Raw genomic sequence first — 26676 nt, 5'->3', positions numbered from 1 at the left:
CCCTACTGGCTGTTCGCCGTCTGGGCTTCGTCCAGGAAGTGACCTACCACGTCGGGTCCGGTGGAGTGCATCTTGATGGACAGTTCGAGCAGCCTGTCCTTGGCCTGCTTGGGCAGCAGCTCGATCGAGCGGGTGGTGGCCGAGTCATACTTCGCCCCGGGAAAGCGCTGCAGCAGAGCGTCTTTCTGGTCTTCGGTGGTGTAGATCTCGAGTAGCTTCATGCCGGCGAACGCCTCGATCGCAAGGTCCGCCATCCCGGCATTCGCCAGCGCTTCCAGCCGTTCCTCGTTGATCCAGACGTTGACCTTGATCTGCTTCTCGCCGTTGCTCATGAGTTCTCCAACTGGTTCAGCGTAAAAACCGGCAATCTGTCTTTCAGATATTCCTCGGTGACGAAGGGCGAACCCTGGCCGTACTTGGCGGCGCAGTCCATCACGACTTCGAAGACCTCGTGCCGCATCACCTTTTGAGTCGGCTTGACCTCGTCGGTCAGGATGCTTCGAATCAGGCTGCCGCTGAAGCTCTGTGACTGGTCATCGTGACCGCACAGGGCCGAGTTGGTGACCTCCTGGCACACCGGGCAATACCAGTTCTCGCGCAGGAACACCGGTTTGATGCCCAGCTCGCTGCGGTGTTCCTTGAGGATGTTCTGGGAATCGTAGGGGTGGTAGAAATCGCCCACGCCGGCGTGGTCTCGCCCGAACATGTGATGCGTACAGCCGAGGTTCGTTCGCAGGATCGCGTGGAAGATGGCCTCACGGGGCCCGGCGTAGCGCATGTCCCACAGCGTGAACGACACCAGGTGGACGTCCTCGCGGAAATACCCACTGGTTCGCAACTCGTTCTGCGTCAACAGGATTGCCTCGTCGATGTAGTCACCGACGCGCTTCTGGCCGATGATGGCATTGACCAGCACACCGGTGTTCAGGTTGTCGACGGGCTGGTCCTCATTCGCGGCCAGCCACGCCTGCTTCATCAGGGCTTCGTGGCCGGTGTGCGGCACGTTGCGGGTTTGATGGGCGACGGCGCGCGTCCAGTTCTTTTTGGCCAGCACATCCTTGTGCTGGCGCGGTGTGAGCCAGAAGCGCTTGAAGGGTTCGTTGAACACCGGCTCGTTGATGAGCGTGATGTCGCCGCCGATGAACCGATCCGCGTATGCCAGCGTCTTCTTGACGCCTGGGTGTCGGGGATCAGTGGTGCCGTAGGTCTTTTCGGCCATCCGCTCCAGGTCGTATTCGTAGATCTCGGAGACCTCGAAGATCGCCATCGGGGCATCGAGATATTCGAGGACGACGCGTTCGCCCTCCTTCACCCCGTAATTTTCGACGTCGTCCGCGGAGAGATCGAAGACGATGGGGATGCTCCACAGCGTGCCGTCTGGCAGCTGGAAGTTGTCCAGCGTGCCATCCACTTCGCGCCGGCCCATGAACCCGGTCAGCGGGGTGAAGAACCCGTAGGACAGGCTGATCACCTCGTGCGCGGTGGCTTTCGGGATCGGGATGCGCGGCAACCCCTCGATCTGGGCGGCCGCATTCTCCGTGGACACCCGTTCCACGATCGGCTTTCCGTTATGGCCTTGGTAGCTCATGAAAGTGACCTCGTTTCGGTAATCAGCGGTTGCCCGTGGGCGGCTCCCGACGCCGTCGCTGCCGGACCCGTCCGCTAAGCGTCTGGCCGGACCGTGGTCGCGATGACGCCCGCCTGCTCGAGATGGGCGATCACTTCCCCGGCCAATGTGTCCACGTCCTTCATGCCGCCTTCGAGCCGCAGCTCGGGTCGTGCCGGCGCCTCGTAGGGATCGTCGATTCCGGTGAATCCTTTGATCTCGCCGGCGCGGGCTTTCTTGTAGAGGCCCTTGGGGTCGCGCTTCTCGCAGATCTCGATCGGGGTGTCGATGAAGATCTCCTGGAAATCGCCGTCGTTCAGGGTGGCCCGGATGGCGTCGCGATCACGCACGTACGGGCTGATGAATGCCGTCAGCGCGATGGTGCCGGACTCGCAGAACAGCTTGGCGACCGCGCCGATACGGCGGATGTTCTCCTCGCGATCCTGGGCGGAGAATCCCAGGCCGAACCGCTTCGCGAACTCGGGCCCGTGCCGCTCGACGAGAAGGTCCGGGCCGGCATTGAGTCCATAGCGGACGTTGTCCCCGTCCAGCAGGTAGCTGCGGATTCCCCGCGCGTAGAGCTTCTGCTCGACGACGTTGGCCACCGTGCTCTTGCCGCTGCCGCTCAGGCCGGTGAACCAGATGACGCAGCCCTTGTGGCCGTTGAGTCTTTCGCGTTCGGCGCGGCTTATCTGGTGTTCATGCCAGGTGATGTTGTTCGACATTGCCAGCTCCTGTTCAGCACGTTTCAGCCGACATCGACGAAACCCTAACGGCCACTTGCCATCCTCCACATCACCGGTCGCCGTACCGGCGGCCGGCAGGACGGCGCGCCCGCCCCGCAGGATTTGTTTGCCTGCGACACCGACGCCCGGCTTCGGCGCGGCAGCCTCGCCGCGTCGAACCCGGCCACACACCTTCACCATATTGCTTATCAATCAATGCGGATTAGAACCAGTCCACAAGTAAAGATGGCCAACTTAGGTGAGTTTGTCTCACTGCACGGCGGACCCGCCTCGCTGTCCCGCGCCGGGCCCGGCTTTGGGTTCACCAGCAAATGAAATCGCGCCTGGGCGAGGCTGGCCGATCGGCGCGTTGACGCCGGAAAACCCCGCCCCGCCCGGGCGGCTCCACGATGCACTTGGCGACGCGTCGACACCTCCGTTGCGGCCTGCGGTGTCACCGCCGCACCGTAGCCCGCGCCTCGAGGAGTCATCCCGATCGGGTTCCGGGTACCCGGCGCCACGGGTTCGGGTCTTTGCCCACAGCAAACGGGATCGCCGTCCGGTATCACAAAGCTCGGCCCCGAACGCACTTCAGCAGGGCATGCCACTTGGGCGCGCCAGTCGCGTTAGCTGTTAATCTTCTGTACATCCACTGTTCGGGGTTGTCCGGCGGCCTTCGGTGGGTTTGACTCAGGCGGAAGTAATTTTGCCGCCGCGCCCGATCGGGCGCCCCGGCGGCGGGACACGATGACGGTGGGATTCGTCATGACTGCGCGTAGCTACCGTCGCCGGCGGCTGCGCCGACCAGGTCTGAATCCAGTCGGCAAACGCGCGGCCGGCGATGCAACGCAGGGGAAGGCGAATGCTTGATTACGGGGCGCTGCCCCCAGAAATCAACTCGACCAGAATGTACGCCGGTCCGGGCTCGGGCCCACTGATCGCCGCGGCGGCCGCCTGGGACGTATTGGCCACCGGACTCGAGACGGCCTCGCGCGGCTACGTGGCTGTGCTGGCCCGGCTGGACGGCGAAAGTTGGTCTGGCGGTGCGTCCGTCGCGATGGCCACGGCGGCCGCTCCGTACGTGGCATGGATGGCCAACGCGGCGGCACAGGCCGAGGAAGCCGCCGGGAAGGCCCGCGCCGCGGCGGCCGCCTATGAGACGGCGTTCGACGCCACCGTGCCGCCCGCCATTGTGACGGCCAACCGCACCCTGTTGACGCAGCTGGTCGCCAGCAACCTCTTGGGGCAGAACACCGCGATGATCGGGTCCACCGAGGGCGCCTACTCCGAGATGTGGGCCCAAGATGCCGGCGCGATGTACGGCTACGCCGCATCGTCGTCGGGTGCGACCACGCTCAGGCAATTCGGCCAACCGCCCCAGACCACGACCGCCGACGGGCAATCCACCCAGACCGCCGCGGTGGCCCACGCAGCCGGCGACTCGGCGGCCGGACAGTCGCACGCCGTCCTGTCCCGCACGATGTCGACCGTGCCGCAACAGCTGCAAACCCTGTCCACCGCAGGGTCTTCGGGCTCGTCCTCGTCGTCGGGGTCGTCCTCCGCGCTGGGCGCGGTGAGCGATTTCAACACGCTGACGGCACCGGTGAACCTCGGCGACGCCATGAGCCGCACGGTCACGTCCGCGGGAACCTTCGGCACCGGGCTGTTCCGCTCCAATCTTCAGGCGGCGGGCCAAGCCGCCAAAGCCGCCGCGGCCCCCGCCGCGGCGGCCGGGGCCTCGACCGGCGCGGCAGTCGTAGCCGGTCCGACCCTGGCGAGCACGGGCAGCGCGACCACGGTAGGCCGGTTGTCCGTCCCGCAAAGCTGGGCGGCGACAAATCCGGCGGTCACCAGCGTCGCCGAGGCGCACTGGTTGTCGGACGCCGAGCTCGACGGGGGCCCGTCGTGGCACGAGGGCCCGGCGACCACCATGTGGAACGGGGCACCGGCGGCGGCGGGGTCCACGTCGGGACTCTTGTCGCGGCCCTCGGTCAACAACGTGCTGCGCGTAACGCCGCGTCAATTCAAGATGCCGCGCCCTTCCGCCGGCGGGTAGCCGCTCTGGTTCCACCCCTTGCTGCAGGCACGCCTGCAGCGACCGCGCGTGCTCGTTCAGAAAGGATCGCCGATGCTTGATTTCGGGGCGCTGCCACCCGAGATCAATTCGGCCAGAATGTATTCCGGCCCGGGTTCGGGTCCGATGACGGCGGCTGCATCGGCGTGGGACGAGCTTGCCGCGCAACTGGAGTCCTTCACCGCCGGGTATTGCGCCGCGCTGTCGGAGCTGCGCGGCCAGGCGTGGTCCGGCGATGCTTGCACGGCGATGACGGTGGCTGTCGAACCTTATGTGTCGTGGGCGACCACCACGGCGGCCCACGCCGCCCGGGCCGGCGCGCAAGCACGGGCCGCGGCGGCCGCCTATGAAGCGGCGTTCGCCGCGACGGTGCCGCCACACGTGGTCGCCGCCAACCGGCTTGCGCTCTCCACCCTGATTGCGACCAACTTCTTCGGGCAGAACGCGCAGGCGATCGCGGCCACCGAGACCGCATACTCGGAGATGTGGGCCCAGGATGCCACCGCCATGTACGGCTACGCCGCATCGTCGTCGGCCGCAACCACCCTCACGCCGTTCACGCAGCCGCCCCGAACGACAACCGCGCACGGCCAATCGGATCGGGCCGCCGCGGTCAACCGAGCCGCGAGTGCGTCCGCGGGGCAGGCCCGGGCCGCGGTCGCCTCGGGGCTGCCCACGAACACCTCCGCCGCGGACCCTTCCGGGACATCCGCCTCGGGTTCGTCGGCACTCATCGGTTCGGTCAGCGACTTCAATACGGTCGTCTCCACACCGGGACAGACGTTTTTGGCGGGGGCCCGCACGTTGTTGGGGTGGGGACAATTGGGATACGGGCTCGACCTGTCCGACGTCCAGGCGGCCAAGGCCGCGGGCGGCGCTGTTCCGATATTGCCGGACATCCCGGCCGTGCGAGGTCCGGCGCTCGCCGGTGTCGGCCGGGCGTCGCTGGTGGGAAAATTGTCCGTCCCGCAGACCTGGACGGTCGCGAATCCGGCCGGCGTCGCTACCGAGGGTCATCCCTCGTTGTCGGCCAACATATTTCGTGCGGTCCCGGCTTCCGCGCCGCACCCATCGGGCGGCCTGGGGACGCTGCCGGCGATGCGCACCGCGGACCGGGCCGGTGTCCCGGTACTGCGCAACGGGCGTCGCCCCTTCAGCATGCCGCGTCCCGCATACGGCGGATAGCCGGCCATTTCAACCGCGGGTCAGGATGCTGACGGCGCGGCTTCCAGATCGGCCAGCTCGTCGCACAGATGGTCGGCCAAACCGCGGACGGTGGTGATCTTGGTGGGGCTGACGCGGATACCCGTTTCGGTTTCGATGCGGGTCCGCAGCTCCAGGTTCCCCAGCGAGTCCAGGCCGTAGTCGGACAGCGGCCGATCCGGATCGATTGTGCGCCGGAGCAATAGGCTGATCTGACCCGATACCAGCCGGCGGACGGCCGACGGCCATTCCTCGCGTGGCAGCGCCCGCAGCTCGGCGAGGAACTTGCCGGTGTCCGGCTTGCCTTGGCCCGACGAGCCGAACGCCTCGGCGAAGCGGCTGCGTTGCGCGAAGGATGCCAACCATGGCGTCCCTGTGATCGGCGCGTAGCCCGAATAGGGGCGGTCGTAGCGCAGCAGCGTTTCGAAGGCGCGGAAACCCTCGTCCGGCGTGATCGCGACGCCGGCGTCCTCGGCAAGGGCCGTGGCGCGGCCGACCTCGGACCACGCGCCCCACGCGATCGAGGTGGCCGGAAGACCCTGGGCGCGGCGCCAATACGCGAACGCGTCCAGCCAGGCGTTGGCCGCGGCGTAGGCGCCCTGCCCCGGCGACCCCACCAGCGCGGCGGCCGACGAGAAGGAGCAGAACCAGTCCAGTGGCCGGCCGGTGCTTTCTTCCCGCAGGGCGTGATGAAGGTTCCACGCGCCGTCGACCTTTGGCGCCCAACACCGGTCGATGAGTTCGTCGGTGACATTCGCTAGCGTGGCGTCCTCGACCACCGCCGCCGCGTGCAGCACGCCCCGCACCGGCAGCCCGGTGGCAGTCGCACACGCCACCAGCCGGTCGGCCGTTTGCGGTGCGGCGATGTCACCGCACTCCACCGCGATGTCGGCTCCTGCGCCGCGAAGTAGCTCGATAGCTTCGCGCGCTTGCCCATTGGGTTGCGAACGGGAGTTGAGCACGATCCGCCCACAGCCCGCGGAAGCCATCTCGCCGGCCAGGAACAAGCCCAGGCCGCCGTTTCCACCGGTGATGATGTAGGCGCCGTCGGCGCGGAACGGCCGCACCTTGTCCGGCGGCACCGCCGCCACACTGCTTCCCGCCCGCGGTACCTGCAGCACCACCTTGCCGGTGTGTCCCGCGCCGGCGACCAGACGCACCGCCGCGGCAGCGTCGTGCAGCGGATAGTGCGTGGTGCGCGGCAAGGGCAGTTCACCGGCGGCGGTGCGCTGGTACACGGTGGTCAACAGGCACCGAACCGTGTGCGGGTGGCTGAACGTCAGCAGCGCGAGGTCGACGACGAACAGCGACAGGTTGCGCCGGAACGGGAACAACCCCAGATGGGTGTCGCCGTAGACGTCCCGCTTGCCCAGCTCGATGAAGCGTCCGCCCAAGGCCAGCAAGTCGATTCCCGCACGTTGCGCGGCGCCGGGCAGCGAGTTGAGCACCACGTCGACCCCGTATCCGTCGGTGTCACGGCGAATCTGGTCGGCGAACTCCGTGCTGCGCGAGTCGTAGACGTGTTCAACACCCATGTCCTGCAACAGCTTCCGGCGCTGCGGGCTGCCCGCGGTCGCGAAGATCTCACAGCCCACGGCCCGGGCGATCGCGATGGCCGCCTGGCCGACGCCACCGGTTCCGGAATGGATGAGGACCTTGTCGGTCGGTGCGATGTGCGCCAGGTCGTGCAGGCCGTACCACGCGGTCGCGGACGCGGTCGGCACCGCGGCCGCTTCTTTCAGCGGCATCTCGGGCGGCAGCGCAACCGCGTGCCGGGCGTCGGCGACGACGAACGTGCCCCAGCATCCGTTGCGGGACATTCCGCCGACGTGGTCGCCGACCTTGTGCTCGGTGACGTCCGGGCCGACGGCGGTCACCACGCCGGCGAAGTCGCCGCCCAACTGCTGCTGGTAACCCTCGAACGTGGGGTAACGGCCAAAGGCGACAAGCACATCCGCGAAGTTGACGGTCGACGACGACACAGCCACCTCGATCTCCCCCGGCCCCGGCGGCACCCGGTCGAACGCGGCGAACTCCAGCGATTCGAGGTCACCGGGGGTGCGGATCTGTAGGCGCATGCCGTCGCGCTCGTGATCGACGACGGTGGTGCGCCGCTCGGTCGGGCGGAGCGGACCGGGCCGCAGCCGCGCGGCGTACCACTGCCCGCCGCGCCAGGCGGTCTCGTCCTCTTCTGATCCGCTTTTCAATTGCAGCGCAACCTGTTCGGGATCGGTCGCGTCGTCAACATCGATCTGGGTGGCGCTCAGATGCGGATGCTCGGAGTCGATCACCCGCATCAGTCCGCGCAGCCCGGCCTGCGCGAGGTTCGCCGTATCACCGGCTGAAACGCTCGCGGCGTGGCGGGTCACCACGTACAGCCGCGGCGACTCCCCCGGCAGCTCCGAGAGCTCGCGGGCGACGGCCGCGAGGTGCGACACGTGATCCCGGCCGCGCCGCTGCGTGTGGGGGTCGCCCGCGGACGCCGCGGCCACCACCACCACGCCGGTCAGCCCCTTCAGCGGGCGGTGACCGTTGGAGGCGGTCGCGCCGGCGCCGGACAGCAGCGTCCGCAGCTGTGCGGCGTCGACGGCCCCGAGCGGCACCGGCACCGTTGTGCATTGCGAGCCACCGGAATTCAGCACCTCCGCGAGCCGCACCGGCAACGGGTCGTGATCCTCGGACGCGTCGAGCAGCACCCACGAGCCGGGCTCGCCGTGCGCGGCCTCGGGCAGCTCCCGGGCCTCCCACTCGATGGTCAACAACCGCTCGTTGAGCAGCCGGTAAGCGTGTTCGTGTTCGGACGTGCCGCCGGACAGCCGGAGTCCCTCGACGGTCAACAGCACGGTCCCGGACCGGTCCAGCACGTCGAGGTCCGCCTCGCATTCGCCGGGTTGCCAGGACGTGACCCGGGTGAGGCAGTATCGCGCGTTACGCGTCGAGTGATAGTTGCGCAGCCTGCGCACGCCGACCGGCAATAGCAGGCCGCCGGCACCGGCCTTCTGCACCTCGGGTGAAACGACGACCGACTGGAAGCACGCGTCGAGCAGAGCCGGGTGCGCGGCGTAGGCCGACTGCTGCGAGCGAATGGCGCCAGGCAGTGCCACTTCGGCAAGCACCGTGGTGATCTCCCCGTCGGCAACCAGCACCGCGGCCAGACCCGAAAATGCCGGCCCATAGTGAATTCCCGTGGCGTCAAACGCCTTTCGCAATTCCGCAGCGTCCATGCGTGACGGGTGGTTGGCGATCAGCGTGTCCACGTCGTGCGCGGGCGGATGCTGCGGCTCGGCCGAGTCCGCGCCGTCTCCCGCGCCGGCATGCAGGACCGCGCTCGCCCGGCGGACGCGTTCGCCGTCCTCGTGGGTGTCCACGGTGAAGTCGAGGACGCCCGGCGCGGCGACCGTCGCGACAGACGACGCCGGCGTCTCGTCGCCCAGCAACAGCGTCCGCTCGAACGCGACGTCGCGAACCTCGGCGCCTTCCCCGAGGATCGCGCGCGCGGCCGCGAGCGCCATCTCGCAATAGGCGGCGGCGGGAAACGCCGCGACACTGTGTATCTGGTGGTCTGCGAGCCACGGGTGGGCGCCGGTGCCGATGTCGCCCTGCCAGACGTGGCGCTCGGGTTCCTCCCGCAGATGCACGTGCGCACCGAGCAGGGGGTGCACCGCCTGGACCGAGGCGCCGTAAGCCTGCTCGTTCGCCTCCCGGCTGAGCATCAGCCGGCGGCGGGTCCACGTCGGTAGCGGGGCATCCACCAATCGGCCGGTCGGGTACTGGACGGCGAAGTCGACCCGGGCGCCGGCGCTGTGCACGTCGGCGACGAAGCCGCGCAAACCGAACGGCAGCTCTTGGTCGCGGCGCATGGCCGGCAGGGCGGCGATCGGCATGTCCAGGCTGCCGGCGTTCTGCTCGACGGCGTGCGTCAGCAGCGGATGTGGCGCCAGCTCACCGAAGACGCGGAACCCATCCTTGAGGGCCGCCTGCACCGCGGCCGCGAATCGCACTGTGTGGCGCAGGTTTTCGGCCCAGTAGTCGCCGGTGAACGACGGTCGTTCGCGCGGATCCCACAGTGTCGCGGAATAGTACGGAACCTCGGGCGCCGTCGGTTGCAACTCGGCGAGGGCCTCGACCAGCTCGTCGAGGATCGGTTCCACCTGCGGAGAATGCGAGGCGACGTCCACGGCCACCTCGCGCGCCATCACGTCCTGCTGCTGCCAGGCCGCGACCAGATCGCGGATGATCTGCGTGTCACCGCCGACGACGGTCGATGTCGGCGACGCGACCACGGAGAGCACCACGTCGGAGATGCCGCGAATCGAAAGCTCGGACAACACCTGCTGCCCCGGCAGTTCCACCGATGCCATCGCGCCGCTGCCCGCGATCCGCGCCATCAGCTTCGAGCGACGGCAGATGACGCGCACACCGTCGGCGACCGACAACCCGCCGGCGACGACGGCCGCGGCCGATTCTCCGAGCGAATGCCCGATGACGGCGCCGGGGCGCACCCCGTAGCACTTCATCGTCTCGGCGAGCGCGACCTGCATCGCGAAGATCGTCGGCTGCACCTTGTCGATGCCGGCCATCGTCTCCGGCGCCGACAAGGCTTCGGTCACCGAAAAGCCGGATTCCGCGGCGATCAGCGGCTCGATGGCCGCGATGGTCGTGGCGAACACCGGCTCCTCGGCCAGTAGTTCGGCGCCCATCTTCGGCCATTGCGAACCCTGGCCGGAGAAAACCCACACCGGTCCGCGGTCACCTTGCCCCACCGCGGGCTGGTACGGGATGTCGCTGTCGGCGACCGCGCGCAACCCGGTGCGCAACTCGCCGAGACTGTTGGCCGAGAGCACGGTCCGCACCGGCCGGTGCGCCCGCCGGCGCGCCAGCGTGTAGCCCAGATCCCGTAGGCCCGCGCTACTTTCGCCGTCCAGGGCGCCGCGCTCGTCCAGCCAGTCCGCCAGCCGGGCGGCCGTGACACGCAGCTGCTCGGCGGAGGTGGCCGACAGGGGAAACAGTAGCGGCGAGCCCGCCGGTTCGCCGGACACCTGCGCCGGTGCCTGTTCGGGGGCCTGTTCCAGGATGGCGTGCACGTTGGTGCCCGACATCCCGTATGACGACACCGCGGCGCGTCGCGGGTGGTGGCCATTGGTGGGCCAGGGCGTATTACTCTGCGGCACAAAAAGATTTGTAGCGATCCGGGCCATCTCGTCGGGGAGTCGGGTGAAGTGCAGGTTCTGGGGTACCACGGCGTGCTGCAGCGCGAGGATCGCCTTCATCAGTCCCAGCGGCCCGGACGTCGACTGCGTGTGGCCGAAGTTGGTCTTCACCGATCCCAGGGCGCAGCGGCTGCCGGTGCCGTATACCGCGGCCAGGCTGGCGAATTCGATTGGATCGCCGACCGGGGTGCCGGTGCCGTGCGCCTCGACCAACCCGATCGTGGCCGCGTCGACCGCCGCGATCTCCAGGGCCTTCCGGTAGACGGCGACCTGAGCCGCTTCCGACGGCGCCGCGATGTTCACGGTGCGGCCGTCCTGATTGGCCGCGGTGCCGCGCAGCACCGCCAGGATGCGGTCGCCGTCGCGCTGCGCGTCGTCGAGCCGCTTCAGCAGCAGCATGACGCAGCCCTCCCCGGACACGAAGCCGTCGGCGCGGACGTCGAAGGCGTGGCAGCGTCCGGTCGGGGACAGCATGCCCTGCAGCGAACCCGAAACGGACTTGCGCGGTTCCAGGGTCACCACGACGCCACCGGCCAGGGTGAGGTCGGATTCGCCGCTGCCGAGACTGCCGCACGCCTGGTGGACGGCCATCAGCCCCGACGAGCACGCCGTGTCCACCGTGACCGCCGGACCGTGCAGGCCGAGGGTGTAGGCCACCCGCCCGGACGCGAAGCTGTTGCTGGTGCCGGTGAATCCGTACGGCCCTTCGGCCGCGCCGCAGTCGGCGGCCAGCAGTTCGTAGTCGCCGTGCGTCAGGCCGACGAACACTCCGGTCTGCGAGTGGATCAGGGAAGCGGGGTCCAGGCCGGCGTGCTCAAGGGCATCCCAGGATGTCTCCAGCAGCAGGCGGTGTTGCGGGTCGATCGCGGTGGCCTCGCGCTCGGTCATTCCGAAGAAGTCGCAGTCGAAGCCGCCGACGTCGTCGAGGAACGCGCCCCAGCGGGTTACCGATCGGCCGGGTACGCCGGGCTCGGGGTCGTAGAACAGATCCGCATCCCACCGGTCGGCGGGAATTTCGCCAACGAGGTCGTCACCGCGCAGCAGCGCGTCCCAGAGGCGTTGCGGGGAGTCGATCCCGCCGGGGAGTCGGCAGGCCATCCCGATGACGGCAACGGGTGTGGCGTGTGCGGCACGCAAAGTGCAAGTTCCCCTATCCTCGCCCACTTACCTCGGGCATTCGATAGCCGCGCGTGCGCACCGGGGCCCCTGAGCCTCGGCGCGCACCATCTTTCTCACGTGTTTCCGGCGTAATTATGCACGTGTCAGTTTACATTCGAATGCCGTCAGCTTAGCGGGAGTGAGTAATCTCGTCTGGGCGTATCGAAAACTTGACGGGAAGTCCCGAGTGGCGCGAAACCCGCGCCGTGACTACGCAATTCCGAAAATCCCGGTCCCGCCGGTGGGCCGCGACGCACGGCCGCCGCCCCTACCCCGGGGGATCGCGTACCGTCGGCCGCCGTCAATGCCCGGTGTCGTCGCGCTGCGCCGCCGGCGACGGCTGCGCCGACCGGGAGCGGCGCCGAAATTTCTTTGTTTCCAAAGTAATTCGTTCGGGGTGCCGGACGCGCGGGGCTACGTATCGCCGTCTCGGTCGGAATCCCCGGATTCGGCGTCCTTCGCGGGGTCCTCGATGACCTGATATGCCGGGTCGAGCATCGAGATGGCCCGGGTGCCGGTCTGGCGGGCCTTCCCGGTGATCCTCAGTACCTGCCCGGGCTGGATGTCGGCGCCCCCGTTGCCCGGGCGGAAGGTGACGGTCATTTCGCCGGTGCTGTCTCCGACGACGATCTGCCGGTGGGTCCGGCCGCGGGTGGTGACGTCTTCGACCTCGCTGACGCGCCCCTCGACGCTGGCGCGCTGCCCGGAGATCAGGCCCGCCACCATGATCACCGACCGGGGCCGGTCCGGGTGTTCGTAGGCGTCGACCTTCCGGTCCTCGTCCTGGGACACCCACGCCTCGAGCTTGTCGACGCCCTCCCCGATCTTTTGCTCGAAGGTGTCGGGGTAGGCCTCCCTGATCCGTGATTCGACGTCGTAGGGCACGATCGTCGCCGCGGCGTCGGGGATCAGGCTGACCGCTCGCGAGATCTTGTCGGCGGTGCGGTCGTGCAGCACTCGGCCCAACAGCCGCGCGAAGGTCCGACGCGGCAGCAGCACCGTCACATTGGTGCGCGCATTCTCCTCAAGCGCCTTGGCGACCAGTAGCTGCGCGGCCCGGCTGATCCGGCGGTCGGGGCAATCCACGATCCGCAGCGGAGTGTCGAGTTCAAAATGGTCCCAACGCTTTCGCAGTAGTGCGGCGTGGGCCGGGTCGACCATGAAATGCACCGCGATCAGCTCGTCGGCCCGCAAGCCCCGGCCGTAACGCAACGCCTCGATCACCGCCAGGTCGACGGAGTCGACGAACACGAACACCCGGTGCCGCGAGTACTTCACCAGCTCCGGGCGGTCGGTGCGGAACATCTCGAGGATGGCCGCCTCGGCGCGGTATTCGCGGTTGAGCCGGGTCAGCATGAACACCAACAAGGGGAACACGACGACCACCAGCCAGGCGCCCTCGGTGAACTTCGCCACCGCGAAGATGCCCACCACGATCGTCGACAGGACCGCCGCGGATAGGTTGATCGCCAGCCGGCGTCGCCAGCCCGGTTCCCGGTGCGTCAGATGGTGTTTGGTCATCCCGTAGCCGGCCATCGAGAAGCCGGTGAACACGCCGATCGCGTAGAAGGGCACCAGCGCGTTCACCGACCCGCCGGTAGCCACCAGCAACGCGACGGACAGCGCCGTCAGGGTGATGATCCCGTTCGAGAACACCAGGCGGTGGCCACGTTTGGTGAGCTGGCGGGGCAGGAAGCGGTCCTCGGCGACGAAACTGGCCAGGGCCGGAAAGCCGTTGAAGCTGGTGTTGGCGCCGGTGAACAAGATCGCCGCCGTCGCCGCCTGGACCATGACGTAGAAGACGTCGCCGACGGTGCCGGTGCCGAAGACGGCGCGGCCGATCTGCGACAGCACCGAGGGGTACTCCGTCAGGTACGGCGTCGCGTGGGTGACGTGGGCCAGGTAGGCGACGCCTGCCAGCAGCAGGCCGAGGACGGTGGCCATCGCGGTCAGCACTCGACGCGCGTTGCGGCCCTGGGGCTTTCGGAAGTAATCGACCGTGTTGGAGATCGCCTCGACCCCGGTCAGCGACGAACCGCCGTTGGCGAACGCCCGCAGCAGCACCAAGATCGTGGCGCCCAGCACCAGCCCGTTGCCCTGGTGCACCGGCACCGTGCCGGCCATGTGGGCGGGATCGTAGATCGGCAGGTTCCCCATGGCCGCGCGGACGACGCCCACCACGATGGTCAGCCCGACCATCACGATGAAGGAGTAGGTCGCCACCGCGAACGGCAACCCCGCTTCCTTCAGGCCCCGCAGGTTGGCATAGCAGATCACGAGCACCACGGCGACGGTGAGCTCGAGGCTGTACGGGCCCAGCGCGGGAATCGCCGAAACCACCGCGACGGTCCCGGCCGCAGACTGCACCGCGACCGTGACCACATAGTCGATCAACAGGGCAGCCGCGGCGATCTGCGCAACCTTGGGCCCGAAATTGTCGCGCGCGACGATGTACGAACCGCCGGCCCGGGTGTAGGCCATGACCACCTGCCGATACGAGGCGGCCACCAGCACCAGGATCAACAGGATGACACCGGTGATGGGCAGCAGAAGCAGGAATGCGGCCAGCCCGGCGTGGGGCAACAGTTCGATCAGGATCTGCTCCGGACCGTACGCGACAGAGGAAACAGCGTCAGGCGAAAGTGCGCCTAGCGCAACGGAATTCGATAGTTTCTCGGATGCGATGTCCTCGGTGATCAACGGCTTTCCGAGGAACACCCGCCTGGCGATGTCCCCTAGCGAAAGCGGGATGCGCAGCTTGCCGGTCGCACTGGTCACGAGCACCGTCCTTACCCAGAGAACGTGAAACGCCTCCGATGCATTGTGCACGCCCGGCCGCCCCGGGCGCCCACGCGGTGCGCGCCGGGCTAGGCGAGCCGCTGCACGGCGGCGGCGATCCGCTCGTCGCTGGCGGTCAGTGCGACCCGCACGTGCTGCGCACCGCGCGGCCCGTAGAAATCGCCCGGCGCCACCAGGATGCCGCGCTGCGCCAGCCACGCGACGCTGTCATGGCACGGCTCGCCGCGGGTGGCCCACAGATAGAGGCCGGCCTCGGAGTAGTCGATGGTGAAGCCGGCCGACCGCAGCGCGGGCAGCAGGGCCGCGCGGCGCCGTTCGTAGCGCTCCCGCTGCGCCAGCTCGTGGGCGTCGTCGTCCAGGGCCGCCACCATGGCCGCCTGCACCGGCGTCGGCACCATCATCCCGGCGTGCTTGCGCACGGCGAGCAGCTCGGCGACCAGCTCGGGGTCTCCTGCGACGAAACCGGCCCGGTACCCGGCCAGCGAGGAGCTCTTCGACAGGGAGTGGATGGCGAGCAGGCCGGCGTGGTCGCCATCGCACACCGAGGGATGCAGGATCGACAGCGGCTGATCGTCCCAGCCCAGCCCCAGATAGCACTCGTCGGAGGCCACCAGGCAGCCCCTGTCGCGGGCCCAGCCGACCACTTTGCGCAGGTGATCGACCCCTAGGACGCGTCCGGTCGGATTGCTCGGCGAGTTCAGGTAGTACAGCGACGGCGATTGCGGGCCCAGCTGCGTCAGCGAATCCGCGCGCAGCACCCGCGCCCCGGCCAGCCTGGCCCCGACGTCATACGTCGGATACGCCAACTCGGGCACCACGATCAGGTCCGCGGGGCCCAGGCCCAGCAGCGTGGGCAGCCAGGCGATGAGCTCCTTGCTGCCGATGACCGGGAGCACGGCCGCCTCGGTGAGCCCCGTGATGCCGAACCGGCGGTCCAGCGCGGCGACCGCCGATTCGCGCAGCCGGGCGGTGCCCGCGGTGGCGGGATAGCCCGACGCCGAAGCTGCGGCGGCCAGCGCCTCCTGGATCACGGGAGCGACCGGGTCGACCGGGGTGCCGACGGAGAGGTCGACGATCCCGTCCCGATGGTTGCCGGCCTGCGCCTTCGCGTCGGCCAGGGTGTCCCAGGGGAACTCCGGCAGGGACGCCGACACCGCCGGCCGGCGCTTTTTGAGCTGGTGTGGCACCGGCCCGCTCAGTCGCCTTCGCCCTGCGGTGGCAGATCCTTGACCACTTGCGGGTCGTTCTCGGTCATGCCGACCTTGGCCGCACCGCCTGGCGATCCCAGCTCGGCGAAAAAGTCGGCGTTGATCTGCGTGTACTGGCTCCACTGGTCCGGCACATCGTCTTCGTAGTAAATAGCTTCGACGGGGCAGACCGGCTCGCACGCCCCGCAGTCGACGCATTCGTCGGGGTGGATGTAGAGCATCCGAGCGCCTTCATAGATGCAGTCGACCGGGCACTCCTCAATACAGGCTTTGTCCTTGATGTCGACACAGGGTTCGGCGATCGTGTACGTCACAGACGTCTCCTCCATGTACTAGGCCATCTCGTGGGCTGAAATGTGGGCTGCTGTTCAGCTCGCACCGGCGCGTCCGACCGCTTCCGATGAAGCTTTCGGTTACTGATACTAGACGTTGCAGATACAGGTCAACCATTTGGCGCGCCTGTCGGTACACAGATTTAAGACCGACAGTCTCGGAGGCCGCGACCGGGCTCCGTTTCGCCGAGGGCGAACAGCGCTGACGGGCCGCTGACCTGCGAAGAGTAACGCTCCGGCGGGGGCGGTCGATAGCTCTTGCGTTGCGAGCACGCTCACGGGGCCTGGTAATCTCAACCGAAAGACGGCAACCGCTGGGCAGACGTTCTCGCCGTAATAGCGGTGCATTAACTGGGGAAGGTGTCCACACATGAGGCTGTCGTTGAGCAAATTGGGCGTTGCGGTTGGCAGCGCGGCGGTGGCGTTGACCGCCGCGGCCGGGGTCGCATCGGCCGACCCGTCGGACGCGATCATCAACACCACCTGCAACTACGGGCAGGTTATCGCGGCGCTGAACGCGACCGACCCGGCTGCTGCCCAGCAGCTGAACTCGTCGCCGGTCGCGCAGTCCTACATCCGCAACTTCCTGGCGGCGCCGCCGCCGAAGCGCCAGCAGATGGCCCAGCAGATCCAGGCCATGCCGTCGGCGCAGAAGTACTACGACGACATCAACCAGGTCGCGGTCACCTGTAACAACTACTGAGCCGATCGCTTCGCACGAAGCGGTTCAGTAACCGCCGAGCAGGCGGCGTACCCGGCCCAGGGTCTCCGGCCCGACGCGGCTGCGAATGCGTGATGGATCGGCGGGCCTGCGGCCCCACAGCAGCAGCACGCGCGCGGCCGCGTCGGTTTCCAGGGTGGCCGGGCCGTCCGGTTCGGCAAAGCCGATGGTGATCTGATCCGGATCGGCGGCCAGGACGACGTCGTCGGTGCCGTCGGCTCGCAGGCGGGCCTCGATGCGCTCACCGGGCTCCAGCTGCTTGGCCCCCTTCACCAGCAGCGGCCTGCCGACCGCGAGGACGCTGTGCGTGGTCATCCACGGCTCGGCCAGCCGGGCCTGGGCGCCCGGCTCATCCCCGGTGATATCCCAGCTGTGCAGGACGAGCTCCTCGCGCATGTGCTCGGCGAACCAGGGCACCTTCATGGTGCGGCCCGTCCAGGCGACATCGGTGTCGGCGGGCACCGCTTCGGCCGCCAGCGCGACATCGTTGAGGCCGGCCATCCGGTCGGTCAGCGCGTCCCACAGATCCGCGTCGTTCAGCGCGCGCAACGGGCCCTCGCGTTCCTCGAAGCCGCGGGTGGCGACGGGCTCACCCGCCAGATGGCCGCCGAGCACCCGGGCGAGTTCTTCGGCGTTTCCCGCCTGATGCACGACGATGTCGCGCACCGTCCAGGCTTCACACCAGGTGCCGGCGTCGGGTCCGTGCCTGCGCACGGCATCCACGAACGGCGCCCACTCGGGAAATCGGTCGTCGTCGATTCGTCGCTTCACGGCTTCGGGTATACCCGCCGCCTGTGACACGAAAGCGAATTACGCGGCCAGGGTCGTGTAATCGGTGGTGCGTTGCCGCCCCGGGCGGCCGATGCCCTCGGCGATCGCGATCAGCTCGGCCACTGTCTTGGCCGAGCCGAATTCCGAACCGGCCATCCGCGAGATGGTCTCCTCCATCAAGGTGCCGCCCAAATCGTTGGCGCCGCCGTTCAGCATCACCTGGGTACGCTCGACACCGAGCTTGACCCAGCTGGTCTGGATCTGAGATATGCGTCCGTGCAACATGATTCGGGCCAGCGCATGCACCGCCCGGTTGTCGCGATGGGTGGGCCCGGGACGCGACGCCCCGGCCAGATACAGCGGCGAGCTCTGGTGCACGAACGGCAACGGCACGAATTCGGTGAAACCACCGGTGCGGTCCTGGATGTCGCGCAGCACGTTGAGGTGGCCGACCCAGTGCCGCGGGCTGTCGACGTGGCCGTACATCATGGTCGACGACGAGCGCAGCCCCACCTCGTGTGCGGTGCTGACGATTTCGATCCACAACGACGTCGGCAACTTGCCCTTGGTCAGCACCCAGCGCACTTCGTCGTCCAGGATCTCCGCGGCGGTGCCGGGGATGGTGTCCAGGCCCGCCTCGCGCAGGCTGATCAACCACTCACGAATGCTCAACCCGCTCTTGGTCACACCGTTGGCGATCTCCATCGGCGAGAACGCGTGCACGTGCATCGACGGCACCCGCGCTTTGACCGCCCGGACCAGGTCGGCGTAGCCGGTGACGGGCAACTCGGGGTCGATGCCGCCCTGCATGCACACCTCGGTGGCGCCTGCGACGTGCGCCTCCCAGGCGCGGTCGGCGACCTCTTCGGTGGACAGCGAGTACGCGTCGGCGTCGCCCTTGCGTTGCGCGAACGCGCAGAACCGGCACCCGGTGTAGCAGATGTTGGTGAAGTTGATGTTGCGGTTCACCACGAACGTCACGTCATCGCCGACGGTCTCGCGCCGTAGCGTATCCGCAAGGGCGGCAACGGCTTCCAGCGCCGGGCCGTCCGCGGTCGCCAGCGACAGGTATTCGCTGTCGGAGCAGCCGGCTGGGTCGCGCTCGGCGGAGCGCAGCGCCGCGAGCACGTCGGTGTCTAGGCGTTCTGGCGCTTGGGCGCCCTGTGCGGCCAGTTCGTGGACGTGGGCACGAATCGATTCCCAGTCGCCGAAGGCGCTGTCGATATCGCTGCGGGTGTCGGTGTTGCGGCCCTCGCTGTCGATCGCCGCGTTGAGGTCGACGCGGCCCGAGGAGCCGACGTCGTCGGGCTCCTGCCAGGGCATCCCCACCGGGTTGACATCGCGAGCCAGACCGGTCGCCGGATCGGCCAGCGCCGTCACGTGTCCCTGCACGCGCGGGTCGATCCAGGCCGAGCCCGCCTGCACGTATTTGGGTTGCGCGGTCAGCCGCTGAACCAGCTCGTAGCCGGCCTCGGCGGTGACCGCGGCCAGTTCGTCCAGGGCCGGCCAGGGCCGCTCCGGGTTGACGTGGTCGGGCGTCAGCGGTGAAACACCGCCCCAGTCGTCCACCCCCGCGCCGACCAGCGCCAGGCACTCGTCGCGCGACACCAGGTTGGGGGGCGCCTGAATGCGCATCCCGGGGCCCAGCACCAACCGCGCCACCGCCACCGTCGCCAGGTAGTCCTCGATGCCGGCGTCGGGGACGGCGGCCATCGCGGTGTGTTCCTTGGCCCGGAAGTTCTGCACGATCACTTCCTGCACGTGACCGAACTCCTTGTGCGACTTGCGAATCGCGTGCAAGGTGTCGGCACGTTCGGCGAGAGTCTCGCCGATGCCGACCAGCAGCCCGGTGGTGAACGGAATCGACAACCGGCCCGCGTCGGTCAGCGCACGCAGGCGGACGGCCGGATCCTTGTCCGGGCTGCCATAGTGCGCAAGCCCTTTCGTTTCAAACAGCCGCCGCGACGTCGTCTCGAGCATCATGCCCATCGACGGCGCCACCGGCTTCAGCCGGGCCATCTCCGACCAGCTCATCACGCCGGGGTTCAGGTGCGGCAGCAGGCCGGTCTCCTCGAGCACCCGGATCGCCATCGCACGTACGTAGGACAGCGTCGAGTCGTAGCCACGAGCCTCCAGCCACTCGTGCGCCTCCGGCCAGCGATCCTCGGGCCGGTCACCGAGCGTGAATAGTGCTTCCTTGCAACCCAGTTCGGCGCCGCGGCGGGCGATGTCGAGAATCTCGTCGGGCTCCAGGTACATGCCGGCGCCCTGGGCGCGCAGCTTGCCGGGGACGGTGACGAAGGTGCAGTAATGGCAGCTGTCCCGGCACAGGTGGGTCACCGGGATAAACACCTTGCGTGAGTAGGTGATCGGCAGCCCACCGCCCGGGCCGCGGCGTCCCGCCGACTCCAGACCCGCGTCGCGCACCCGCGCCGCGCTGGCGCACAGATCCGCGAGATCCGCGCCGCGCGCGGTCATCGCGACCGCGGCCTCGTCGATGTTCAGCGCCACGCCATCTCGAGCCCGTCGCAATACCCGTCGCAGCGCGGAGGCACTGACCTCAGTGGTGGCCTTGGCCGGAACCACAGGCTTAGGCAGAGCGGTAGGCTCCTCGCCCGGAGTCAACAGCACTTTGGTGTAACTTCCCGACGATCGAATTTCATCCGTGCGTCCCAACATAAATCGTGGCACCCGTTGGCGGGTCCGTCTGGGCAACAGTCAACAGTAGCGGCACACCCGCGCGGGCACGCGGGCGACATCCCGGCCGAGCGTCAGACGCCCCGGCCGCGCCGCCACAGCACCCACACGGGCGGTGCGACCCCCAGGACCAGCAGCAATAAGGCCCCGTAAGCCATCAGGCCGCGGCCCCCGAGGATGACGTCGTCGGCCGGGCCGCCCATGCTGATCACCGCCACCGTCAGCAGCCAGGTCCACAACGGCAGGGCCGCGAGCCGCGGCGAGCGGGTCCAGCGACCGGCGGCCCACACCAGCGCCGCGTTGACCAGTCCAGAAATCAGGCCACTGATGGGAAACGGGACCGTCCCGATATACAGAGGCAGCAGCAGGGCTCCGGCAAGTGCGGAGAGCACCCCGTCGACCGCCAAGAGGGCCAACACGACGAAACGGATCGCGGGGTCGGCTGCGCCGCTGTCGTCAACGGACGCGACGCTTGGCTTGGTTTCGGTCAGGTCGGGACGCTGTCGATGTTGGACATGATGGAGCCGATAACCCACTGCAGGCTGTCCAGCCGGTCCTGCCAGTGTTGCTGATTAGGGTCCAGGTCGGGGTCCATGCAAATTCCTTCCGTGGCTGCCTGATTGGCAGCCTACCGCGTCGGGGCCGCGGCGAAACCAAGCCCTGCGAGCAGGTCCGTTTCCCAGCCGCGCCCGTCGCGCTCCGCCGCGGCGCCGGCCGCCAGCACGTAGTGCTCGTCGCCCAGGATCGGTATCGCCACGTTGTTGGACAGCGCGCAGGCCCGACCGGTCGGTCCGACCACCACCTGAGTGGCGTGCGCGGCAAGCGCCGCCCGCTTGGCGTCCCGGGCCGCCGGGGCGGTCTCGACGACGGCGTCGATGTCGGCGTCGGCGTAGCCGAAGGTGAACTCTTCCTTGGGCGGGATCGACCACTCGGGCCGCAGATCCTCGGGCGTGAGGGCGTCCATGGCCGCCTCGAATGTGCCCGTCGCGAAGACCGACCAGTACAACTTCGGTACAGCCCAGGGCTCGCCGGGGAAGTCGGCGGCGGCTCCCGGTCCGGCCGCCGCCACGGCGGCCACCGTCACCCGGTGCGCGTGCACGTGATCGGGATGGCCGTAGCCGCCGCCCGGGTCGTAGGTCACCACGACGTGCGGGCGCTGCTCGCGAATGACGGCCACCAATGCGCCGACGGCTTCGCGCTCGTCGGCGTCGATGAAGCGTTGCCAGTGCCGCTGCGGAGTGCCGCGCATGCCCGAATCGCGCCACCGGCCGGCGCCACCGAGATAGTGGGGTCCGCCGACGCCCAGCGCCCGCAGCGCGGCGGTGAGTTCGCCGATCCGATAGCCGCCGAGTTGGTCCGCGCGATCGACGGCGAGTTCGGCCCAGCGATCGCCGATCACCTCGCCCTCTTCGCCCAGCGTGCAGGTGACCACGCGGACGTCCGCCCCGAGGGCGGCGTAGTGGGCGATGGTGGCGCCGGTACCGAGGCTTTCGTCGTCGGGATGCGCGTGGACGAACAACAGCCGCGGCGTCTCAGGCATGGACGCACCCTACCGGCAGCGGGGCCGATTTCGGCAGCCCGGCGGCTACCCGCCGGTAAGCGGCAGATAGGAACGCGCACGGCTACTATCAAGGAGTGCCTCAGCTAACGGACGCAGACCACACCGGCAGCCGGAGCCGTCGGCGAGGTGAAGTCCTCGAACGCGCCCTCTACGAGGCGACCCTGGCCGAGCTGACCGAGGTCGGTTACGGCGGCCTGACCATGGAGGGAATCGCGGCGCGGGCCCACACCGGCAAAGCCGCGCTGTACCGGCGCTGGGACACCAAGTGCGAGCTGGTGCACGCCGCTTTGGTTTTCGCGCTGCCGCCGCTGCCCGAGCTGCGTTCGGGGCGTTCGGCCAGAGAGAACCTGCTGGCGATGTTCACCGCGCAACGTGACCTGCTGGCCGGAAAGACCGGCTTCCCCGGCTTGGACGTCATCCATCAGCTGTTGCACGAACCCGAGATGCGGGCCATCTTCGCCGATGCGGTGGTGCGGCCGCGGCTGCAGATCGTGGAAGCGATCCTGCACGCCGCCATCGAGGACGGCGATCTCGACCCGCAGGTCGTCACGCCACTCACCGCCCGCATCGGGTCGGCCCTGATCAACCAGCACTTCCTGCTGAACGGGTCGCCGCCGAACCGGCGCGAGCTGGCGCTGATCGTCGACACTGTGATCCCGCCGCGGGCGGCGCGGGACGCCGACTGACGACGCGGGTTACGGCCCGGTCTTGATCCACTGGCCGGCGTCGCCGACGATGCCGACCGGAACCGCACCGGACAAGCTGACGTTCTGCACGCTCGGGCCGGCCCCGACGATCGTGGTGTCCTGCAGGATCGGCAGCACGGTGGACATGTTCCACAACCGCGGTTCCACCGCGGTGATCACATCATTGATGTTCTTGGTGCCGTTGAGGGCCGCGTCGATGTTCGACTGGATGCTGCGATCGCAGATCCCGGTCAGGTTCGACGGCGCCTGCACCAGGGCGTTGGGATCCGGGGGCCGGCTGGGCGGCGGCGTCGTCGTCGGAGTCGTCGCCGTGGTGGCCGGGCCGGTGGACGGCGTCGGGCCGGCGGAGGTGGCGGGCGCGGGCGCCGGCCCGTTGGAAATCGGTACCTGGGTCGATTCCAGTGCGCGACAGCCGTATCGGGAGGCGAGCCGGGTGGCCAGGTTTCCGCCCGCCTGATGCCAGCCGACGATCGCGTCCACGCGGTTGTCGGTCAGCGCGTCGTGGTACAGGGTGACCGGGTCGAGCGCCAGCACGGTCGCGGCGATGCCGACGTTGCGCAACCGGTCGGCGGCGGTATTGGCCACCGCGACCGCTGTCGGGTCGTTCGCCGCCACCCCGACGACCAGTGAAAGCTGTTGGCCGTCCTTGCTGATCCGGCCGCGGATGGCCTCGGGCGGTCCGGTGTTCGGCGGGGTCGGCGCGGGTGAGGCCGAGGAGTTGGGTTCGACCTTGTATCCGGCGCCCTCCAGCAATGCCAGCGCGGCCGGCGTCGTCATCGCCGGGGGCGCGGTCGGCTCGTATCCGGGGTCGCTCGGCGCGCGGATCTGGGCCTGGTCCAGGGTGACGGTGTTGTCGCTGCCCGCGCCCACGGCGGCGAGCAGGTCGACGTCGAGCAGCCCCAGGATCGCCTTACGCACTTGCGTGTCAGCGAGTTTGGCCTCGGTGGCCCGCAGCGTGAGCTGCATGACCCGCGGCGTCACGATCCGGGCGGTCCGGACGTCGGGGATGGCGGACAGCTGGGCGAAGGCCGCCGAGCCGCCATGCACCTGCGCCACCTGGGTGTCGCCGTTGCGCACCGAATCGGCCAACGCGGCCGGCGCACCGGCGCGCCGGAAGAGAATGAGCGCGGGTTTGGCCGGCGGCCCCCAGTAGCGGTCGTTGCGCGCCACCAGGATCTCGTCGCGCTGCGGGTCGATGCTCTCCACGCGGAACTGCCCGCCGGTGACCGGAAGCGCCCGGGCCAGGCCGGCCGCGAAGCCGCCGGGCACATCCTTGACGATGTGCGCCGGAAGGATGTTGCTGAACAACTCCTTCCACGACGGATACGGTTCGGCGAAGGTGACCACCGCCTGCTTGCCCCCTTCCAGGGACTGCACGCCGGTGATGAGGTCATACCCGGCCGGGTCGACGACCCCGGGCTGGCTGACCATCTGGTGCCACAGGTACCAGAAGTCGTCGGCGGCGATCGGCGCGTTGTCGGTCCACTGCGCCTCGGGCCGGATCTTGTAGGTCACCGTGAACGGGTTCTGGCTGGTCACCTCCGCCGACACCAGCAGGGTGGGGTCCATCTCCCAGCGTGAGCCGGTCGGCGTGTTGGGGTCGGGGACCGGCCGGAAGGCGCTGGGCAACACCAGCGCGCTGATCGCGGCGTTCACCGGGGACAGGTCGGACAACAGGTGCGGGTTGAAGCCGGCGCCGATCGAGTCGATGCCCATGATGATCTCGCTGACGCGGGGCGGCGGCGGCACCGAATTGTGCGGCGTATCGGTGCTCTGCGGCGCCGGCGGCGGGTTGACCGTGCAGGCCGACAGGACGAATCCGACCGACGAGACCAGGCCGCCGAGCACCATGAACAGGCGGCGGACGCGTCTCGGCACGCCGATCAGGGTATCGAGCAGCTGCCCAGCAGCCCGTCCGACCACCCGGTGTTAACCCCGGGCCTTGGCGCGCGACCGGCTGCGGGCCCGGGAGGTGGCGTCCAGCTCGACCTTGCGCACCCGCACGATCTCCGGGGTCACCTCAACGCATTCGTCTTGCGCGCAGAACTCCATGGCCTGCTCGAGATCGAGCTCGAGCGGCCTGGCCAACGTTTCGATGACATCCGCGGTCGACGACCTCATGTTGGTCAGCTTCTTCTCGCGGGTGACGTTGATGTCGAGATCCTCTGCGCGCGGGTTGATTCCGACGACCATGCCCTCGTAGGTGTCCTGACCGGGCTCGACGAAGAACTGGCCCCGGTCGGCGAGCTGGATCATGGCGAACGGCGTGATGGTGCCGGCGCGGTCGGACACCAGCGACCCGGTGTGGCGGGCCCGGATCTCCCCCGCCCACGGCCGGTAGCCGTCGAACACGGCGTTGGCGATACCGGTGCCGCGGGTCAGGGTGAGGAAGTCGGTGCGGAAGCCGATCAGGCCGCGGCTGGGCACGATGAAGTCCATCCGGACCCAGCCCGCCGCGTGGTTGGTCATCTCTTCCATCCGGCCCTTGCGGGCGGCCATCAGCTGGGTGATCGCGCCGACGAACTCGTCGGGGCAGTCGATGGTCATCGCCTCGAAGGGCTCGTGCAGCTTGCCGTCGATCGTCTGGGTGACGACCTGCGGCTTGCCGACCGTGAGCTCGAAACCCTCGCGGCGCATCTGCTCGACCAGCACCGCCAGCGCGAGCTCGCCGCGGCCCTGCACCTCCCAGGCGTCGGGCCGGTCGATGTCGACGACCTTGATGGAGACATTGCCGACGAGTTCGGCGTCGAGCCTCGACTTCACCATGCGAGCGGTCAGCTTGTGCCCCTTCACCTTGCCCGCCAGCGGCGAGGTGTTGGTGCCGATGGTCACCGAGATGGCGGGCTCGTCGACGGTGATGCGCGGCAGCGCGTGCGCGTGGTCCGGATCGGCGAGCGTGTCGCCGATCATGATCTCCGGGATGCCCGCGACGGCCACGATGTCCCCGGCGATGGCTTCGTCGGTGGGCGTGCGTTCCACGCCCTCGGTCACCAGCAGTTCGGTGATCTTCGCGTTGGTGATGACGGGGTGCCCGTCCACCTCGCGCATCCAGGCCACCTGCTGGCCCTTGCGGATCCGGCCCTTGTAGATGCGGATCAGCGCCAGCCGGCCCAGGAAGGCCGACGCGTCGAGGTTGGTGACCAGCGCTTGCAGCGGCGCCTCGGGGTCGCCCTGCGGCGGCGGGATGTGCTTGAGTAGCACGTCGAACAGCGGGTCGAGGTTGTCGCCCGCCGGGTTCTCACCATTGGCCGGTTCCGTCGTGCTGGCGATGCCTGCCCGCCCCGACGCGTACAGCGTCGGCAGGTCGAGGGCGTGCTCGGCGGCCTTCTGCGCTTCCTCGTCGAGGTCCGACGCGACGTCGAGCAGCAGGTCGTGGCTCTCCGAGACGACCTCGGAGATCCGGGCGTCCGGCCGGTCGGTCTTGTTGACGACCAAAATCACCGGAAGGTGGGCGGCCAGAGCCTTGCGCAGCACGAAACGGGTCTGCGGCAGCGGGCCCTCGGAGGCGTCGACCAGCAGCAGTACCCCGTCGACCATGGAGAGTCCGCGTTCCACCTCACCACCGAAGTCGGCGTGACCCGGGGTGTCGATGACATTGATGACGGTCGTCGTTCCGTCCGCATGCTTGCGATGGACGGCCGTGTTCTTGGCCAGGATCGTAATGCCCTTTTCTTTCTCCAGGTCCCCGGAGTCCATGAGGCGCTCGACCGCGTCGTCACCCCGGTGGTGCAGCGCGCCCGACTGCCGCAGCATCGCGTCAACCAGGGTGGTCTTTCCGTGGTCGACGTGGGCGACGATGGCGACGTTGCGAAATAGCACGTCGGTGATTGTGGCAGCGGGGGCCCCGGATAGCGAACCGGCTGGTGGTGAGCGGGAAATTTGAGTGTGTGTGACGAGGCGTTGA

Annotated in this window: 17 protein-coding genes; 4 read left to right on the top strand and 13 right to left on the bottom strand. The window is 68.7% G+C overall.

What is annotated here, in order from left to right:
* Positions 1 to 2: 2 nt before the first annotated feature.
* The 3 genes from A5708_RS25610 to cysC form a co-directional block, all read right to left on the bottom strand.
* The gene (locus A5708_RS25610) at positions 3 to 332 is read right to left on the bottom strand and encodes a DUF6955 family protein (protein WP_065031288.1); all 330 of its coding nucleotides are present in this window, start codon (positions 330 to 332) and stop codon (positions 3 to 5) included.
* Positions 329 to 1588 (bottom strand): sulfate adenylyltransferase, encoded by a 1260-nt coding sequence (gene sat / locus A5708_RS25605; protein ID WP_065031287.1) that lies wholly within the window; start codon positions 1586 to 1588, stop codon positions 329 to 331. Before sat ends, A5708_RS25610 begins: the two co-directional genes overlap by 4 nt.
* A 74-nt stretch (positions 1589 to 1662) precedes the next feature.
* Positions 1663 to 2331, bottom strand: a complete 669-nt coding sequence (gene cysC, locus A5708_RS25600; protein WP_065031286.1) for an adenylyl-sulfate kinase — start codon at positions 2329 to 2331, stop codon at positions 1663 to 1665.
* A gap of 862 nt (positions 2332 to 3193) precedes the next feature.
* Here cysC and A5708_RS25595 point away from each other — a divergent pair.
* Complete coding sequence (locus A5708_RS25595) at positions 3194 to 4387, top strand: PPE family protein (RefSeq protein WP_065031285.1); 1194 nt, start codon at positions 3194 to 3196, stop codon at positions 4385 to 4387.
* Between the two features lie 72 nt (positions 4388 to 4459).
* Positions 4460 to 5590: a PPE family protein gene (locus A5708_RS25590; protein WP_065031284.1), complete on the top strand. Its 1131-nt coding sequence runs from the start codon at positions 4460 to 4462 to the stop codon at positions 5588 to 5590.
* Positions 5591 to 5610: 20 nt separating this feature from the next.
* Here A5708_RS25590 and pks2 read toward each other — a convergent pair whose 3' ends face one another.
* The 4 genes from pks2 to fdxA all read right to left on the bottom strand — a co-directional run bounded on the left by pks2 (position 5611) and on the right by fdxA (position 16297).
* On the bottom strand, positions 5611 to 11955 hold the full coding sequence (gene pks2, locus A5708_RS25585) for a sulfolipid-1 biosynthesis phthioceranic/hydroxyphthioceranic acid synthase (RefSeq protein WP_065031283.1): 6345 nt from the start codon (positions 11953 to 11955) through the stop codon (positions 5611 to 5613).
* Between the two features lie 435 nt (positions 11956 to 12390).
* Positions 12391 to 14754 carry an APC family permease gene (locus tag A5708_RS25580; RefSeq protein ID WP_065031333.1) on the bottom strand — a complete coding sequence of 788 codons (2364 nt, stop codon included), beginning with the start codon at positions 14752 to 14754 and terminating at the stop codon, positions 12391 to 12393.
* A gap of 89 nt (positions 14755 to 14843) precedes the next feature.
* Positions 14844 to 15929 (bottom strand): succinyldiaminopimelate transaminase, encoded by a 1086-nt coding sequence (gene dapC, locus A5708_RS25575; protein ID WP_155766193.1) that lies wholly within the window; start codon positions 15927 to 15929, stop codon positions 14844 to 14846.
* A 41-nt stretch (positions 15930 to 15970) separates the two neighbouring features.
* A complete protein-coding gene (gene fdxA / locus A5708_RS25570) occupies positions 15971 to 16297 on the bottom strand; it encodes a ferredoxin (protein ID WP_007773662.1) in 327 nt (108 codons plus the stop codon).
* 388 nt (positions 16298 to 16685) lie between these two features.
* Here fdxA and A5708_RS25565 point away from each other — a divergent pair, with 388 nt between their 5' ends.
* A complete protein-coding gene (locus tag A5708_RS25565) occupies positions 16686 to 17018 on the top strand; it encodes a hemophore-related protein (RefSeq protein WP_007773659.1) in 333 nt (110 codons plus the stop codon).
* Positions 17019 to 17042: 24 nt separating this feature from the next.
* Here A5708_RS25565 and A5708_RS25560 read toward each other — a convergent pair whose 3' ends face one another.
* From A5708_RS25560 to mshB, 4 genes are all read right to left on the bottom strand, one after another.
* The gene (locus A5708_RS25560) at positions 17043 to 17807 is read right to left on the bottom strand and encodes a maleylpyruvate isomerase N-terminal domain-containing protein (protein WP_065031281.1); all 765 of its coding nucleotides are present in this window, start codon (positions 17805 to 17807) and stop codon (positions 17043 to 17045) included.
* Positions 17808 to 17846: 39 nt separating this feature from the next.
* Positions 17847 to 20486 carry a bifunctional FO biosynthesis protein CofGH gene (locus A5708_RS25555; RefSeq protein WP_081293097.1) on the bottom strand — a complete coding sequence of 880 codons (2640 nt, stop codon included), beginning with the start codon at positions 20484 to 20486 and terminating at the stop codon, positions 17847 to 17849.
* Between the two features lie 92 nt (positions 20487 to 20578).
* On the bottom strand, positions 20579 to 21040 hold the full coding sequence (locus tag A5708_RS25550; RefSeq protein ID WP_065031279.1) for a hypothetical protein: 462 nt from the start codon (positions 21038 to 21040) through the stop codon (positions 20579 to 20581).
* 92 nt (positions 21041 to 21132) lie between these two features.
* Positions 21133 to 22044, bottom strand: a complete 912-nt coding sequence (mshB, locus tag A5708_RS25545) for an N-acetyl-1-D-myo-inositol-2-amino-2-deoxy-alpha-D-glucopyranoside deacetylase (RefSeq protein ID WP_065031278.1) — start codon at positions 22042 to 22044, stop codon at positions 21133 to 21135.
* 95 nt (positions 22045 to 22139) lie between these two features.
* Here mshB and A5708_RS25540 point away from each other — a divergent pair, with 95 nt between their 5' ends.
* The gene (locus tag A5708_RS25540) at positions 22140 to 22751 is read left to right on the top strand and encodes a TetR/AcrR family transcriptional regulator (RefSeq protein WP_065031277.1); all 612 of its coding nucleotides are present in this window, start codon (positions 22140 to 22142) and stop codon (positions 22749 to 22751) included.
* Between the two features lie 9 nt (positions 22752 to 22760).
* On the opposite strand, the gene A5708_RS25535 is transcribed toward A5708_RS25540, so the two are convergent.
* Both A5708_RS25535 and typA read right to left on the bottom strand, forming a co-directional pair.
* Positions 22761 to 24656 (bottom strand): ABC transporter family substrate-binding protein, encoded by a 1896-nt coding sequence (locus tag A5708_RS25535; protein WP_196772765.1) that lies wholly within the window; start codon positions 24654 to 24656, stop codon positions 22761 to 22763.
* Between the two features lie 45 nt (positions 24657 to 24701).
* A complete protein-coding gene (typA, locus tag A5708_RS25530) occupies positions 24702 to 26591 on the bottom strand; it encodes a translational GTPase TypA (protein ID WP_065031275.1) in 1890 nt (629 codons plus the stop codon).
* Between the last annotated feature and the right edge of the window lie 85 nt (positions 26592 to 26676).

This window comes from Mycobacterium colombiense, assembly GCF_001672755.1.
In the GTDB taxonomy this organism is placed as follows: Bacteria; Actinomycetota; Actinomycetes; order Mycobacteriales; family Mycobacteriaceae; genus Mycobacterium; species Mycobacterium colombiense_C.
This window is presented reverse-complemented; position numbering and strand designations above follow the sequence as displayed.

Coding starts and splice junctions, on each gene's coding strand:
- A5708_RS25610 (WP_065031288.1), bottom strand. CDS start 332: ATGAGCAACGGCGAGAAGCAGATCAAGGTCAACGTCTGGATCAACGAG.
- sat (WP_065031287.1), bottom strand. CDS start 1,588: ATGAGCTACCAAGGCCATAACGGAAAGCCGATCGTGGAACGGGTGTCC.
- cysC (WP_065031286.1), bottom strand. CDS start 2,331: ATGTCGAACAACATCACCTGGCATGAACACCAGATAAGCCGCGCCGAA.
- A5708_RS25595 (WP_065031285.1), top strand. CDS start 3,194: ATGCTTGATTACGGGGCGCTGCCCCCAGAAATCAACTCGACCAGAATG.
- A5708_RS25590 (WP_065031284.1), top strand. CDS start 4,460: ATGCTTGATTTCGGGGCGCTGCCACCCGAGATCAATTCGGCCAGAATG.
- A5708_RS25565 (WP_007773659.1), top strand. CDS start 16,686: ATGAGGCTGTCGTTGAGCAAATTGGGCGTTGCGGTTGGCAGCGCGGCG.
- A5708_RS25555 (WP_081293097.1), bottom strand. CDS start 20,486: ATGTTGGGACGCACGGATGAAATTCGATCGTCGGGAAGTTACACCAAA.
- mshB (WP_065031278.1), bottom strand. CDS start 22,044: ATGCCTGAGACGCCGCGGCTGTTGTTCGTCCACGCGCATCCCGACGAC.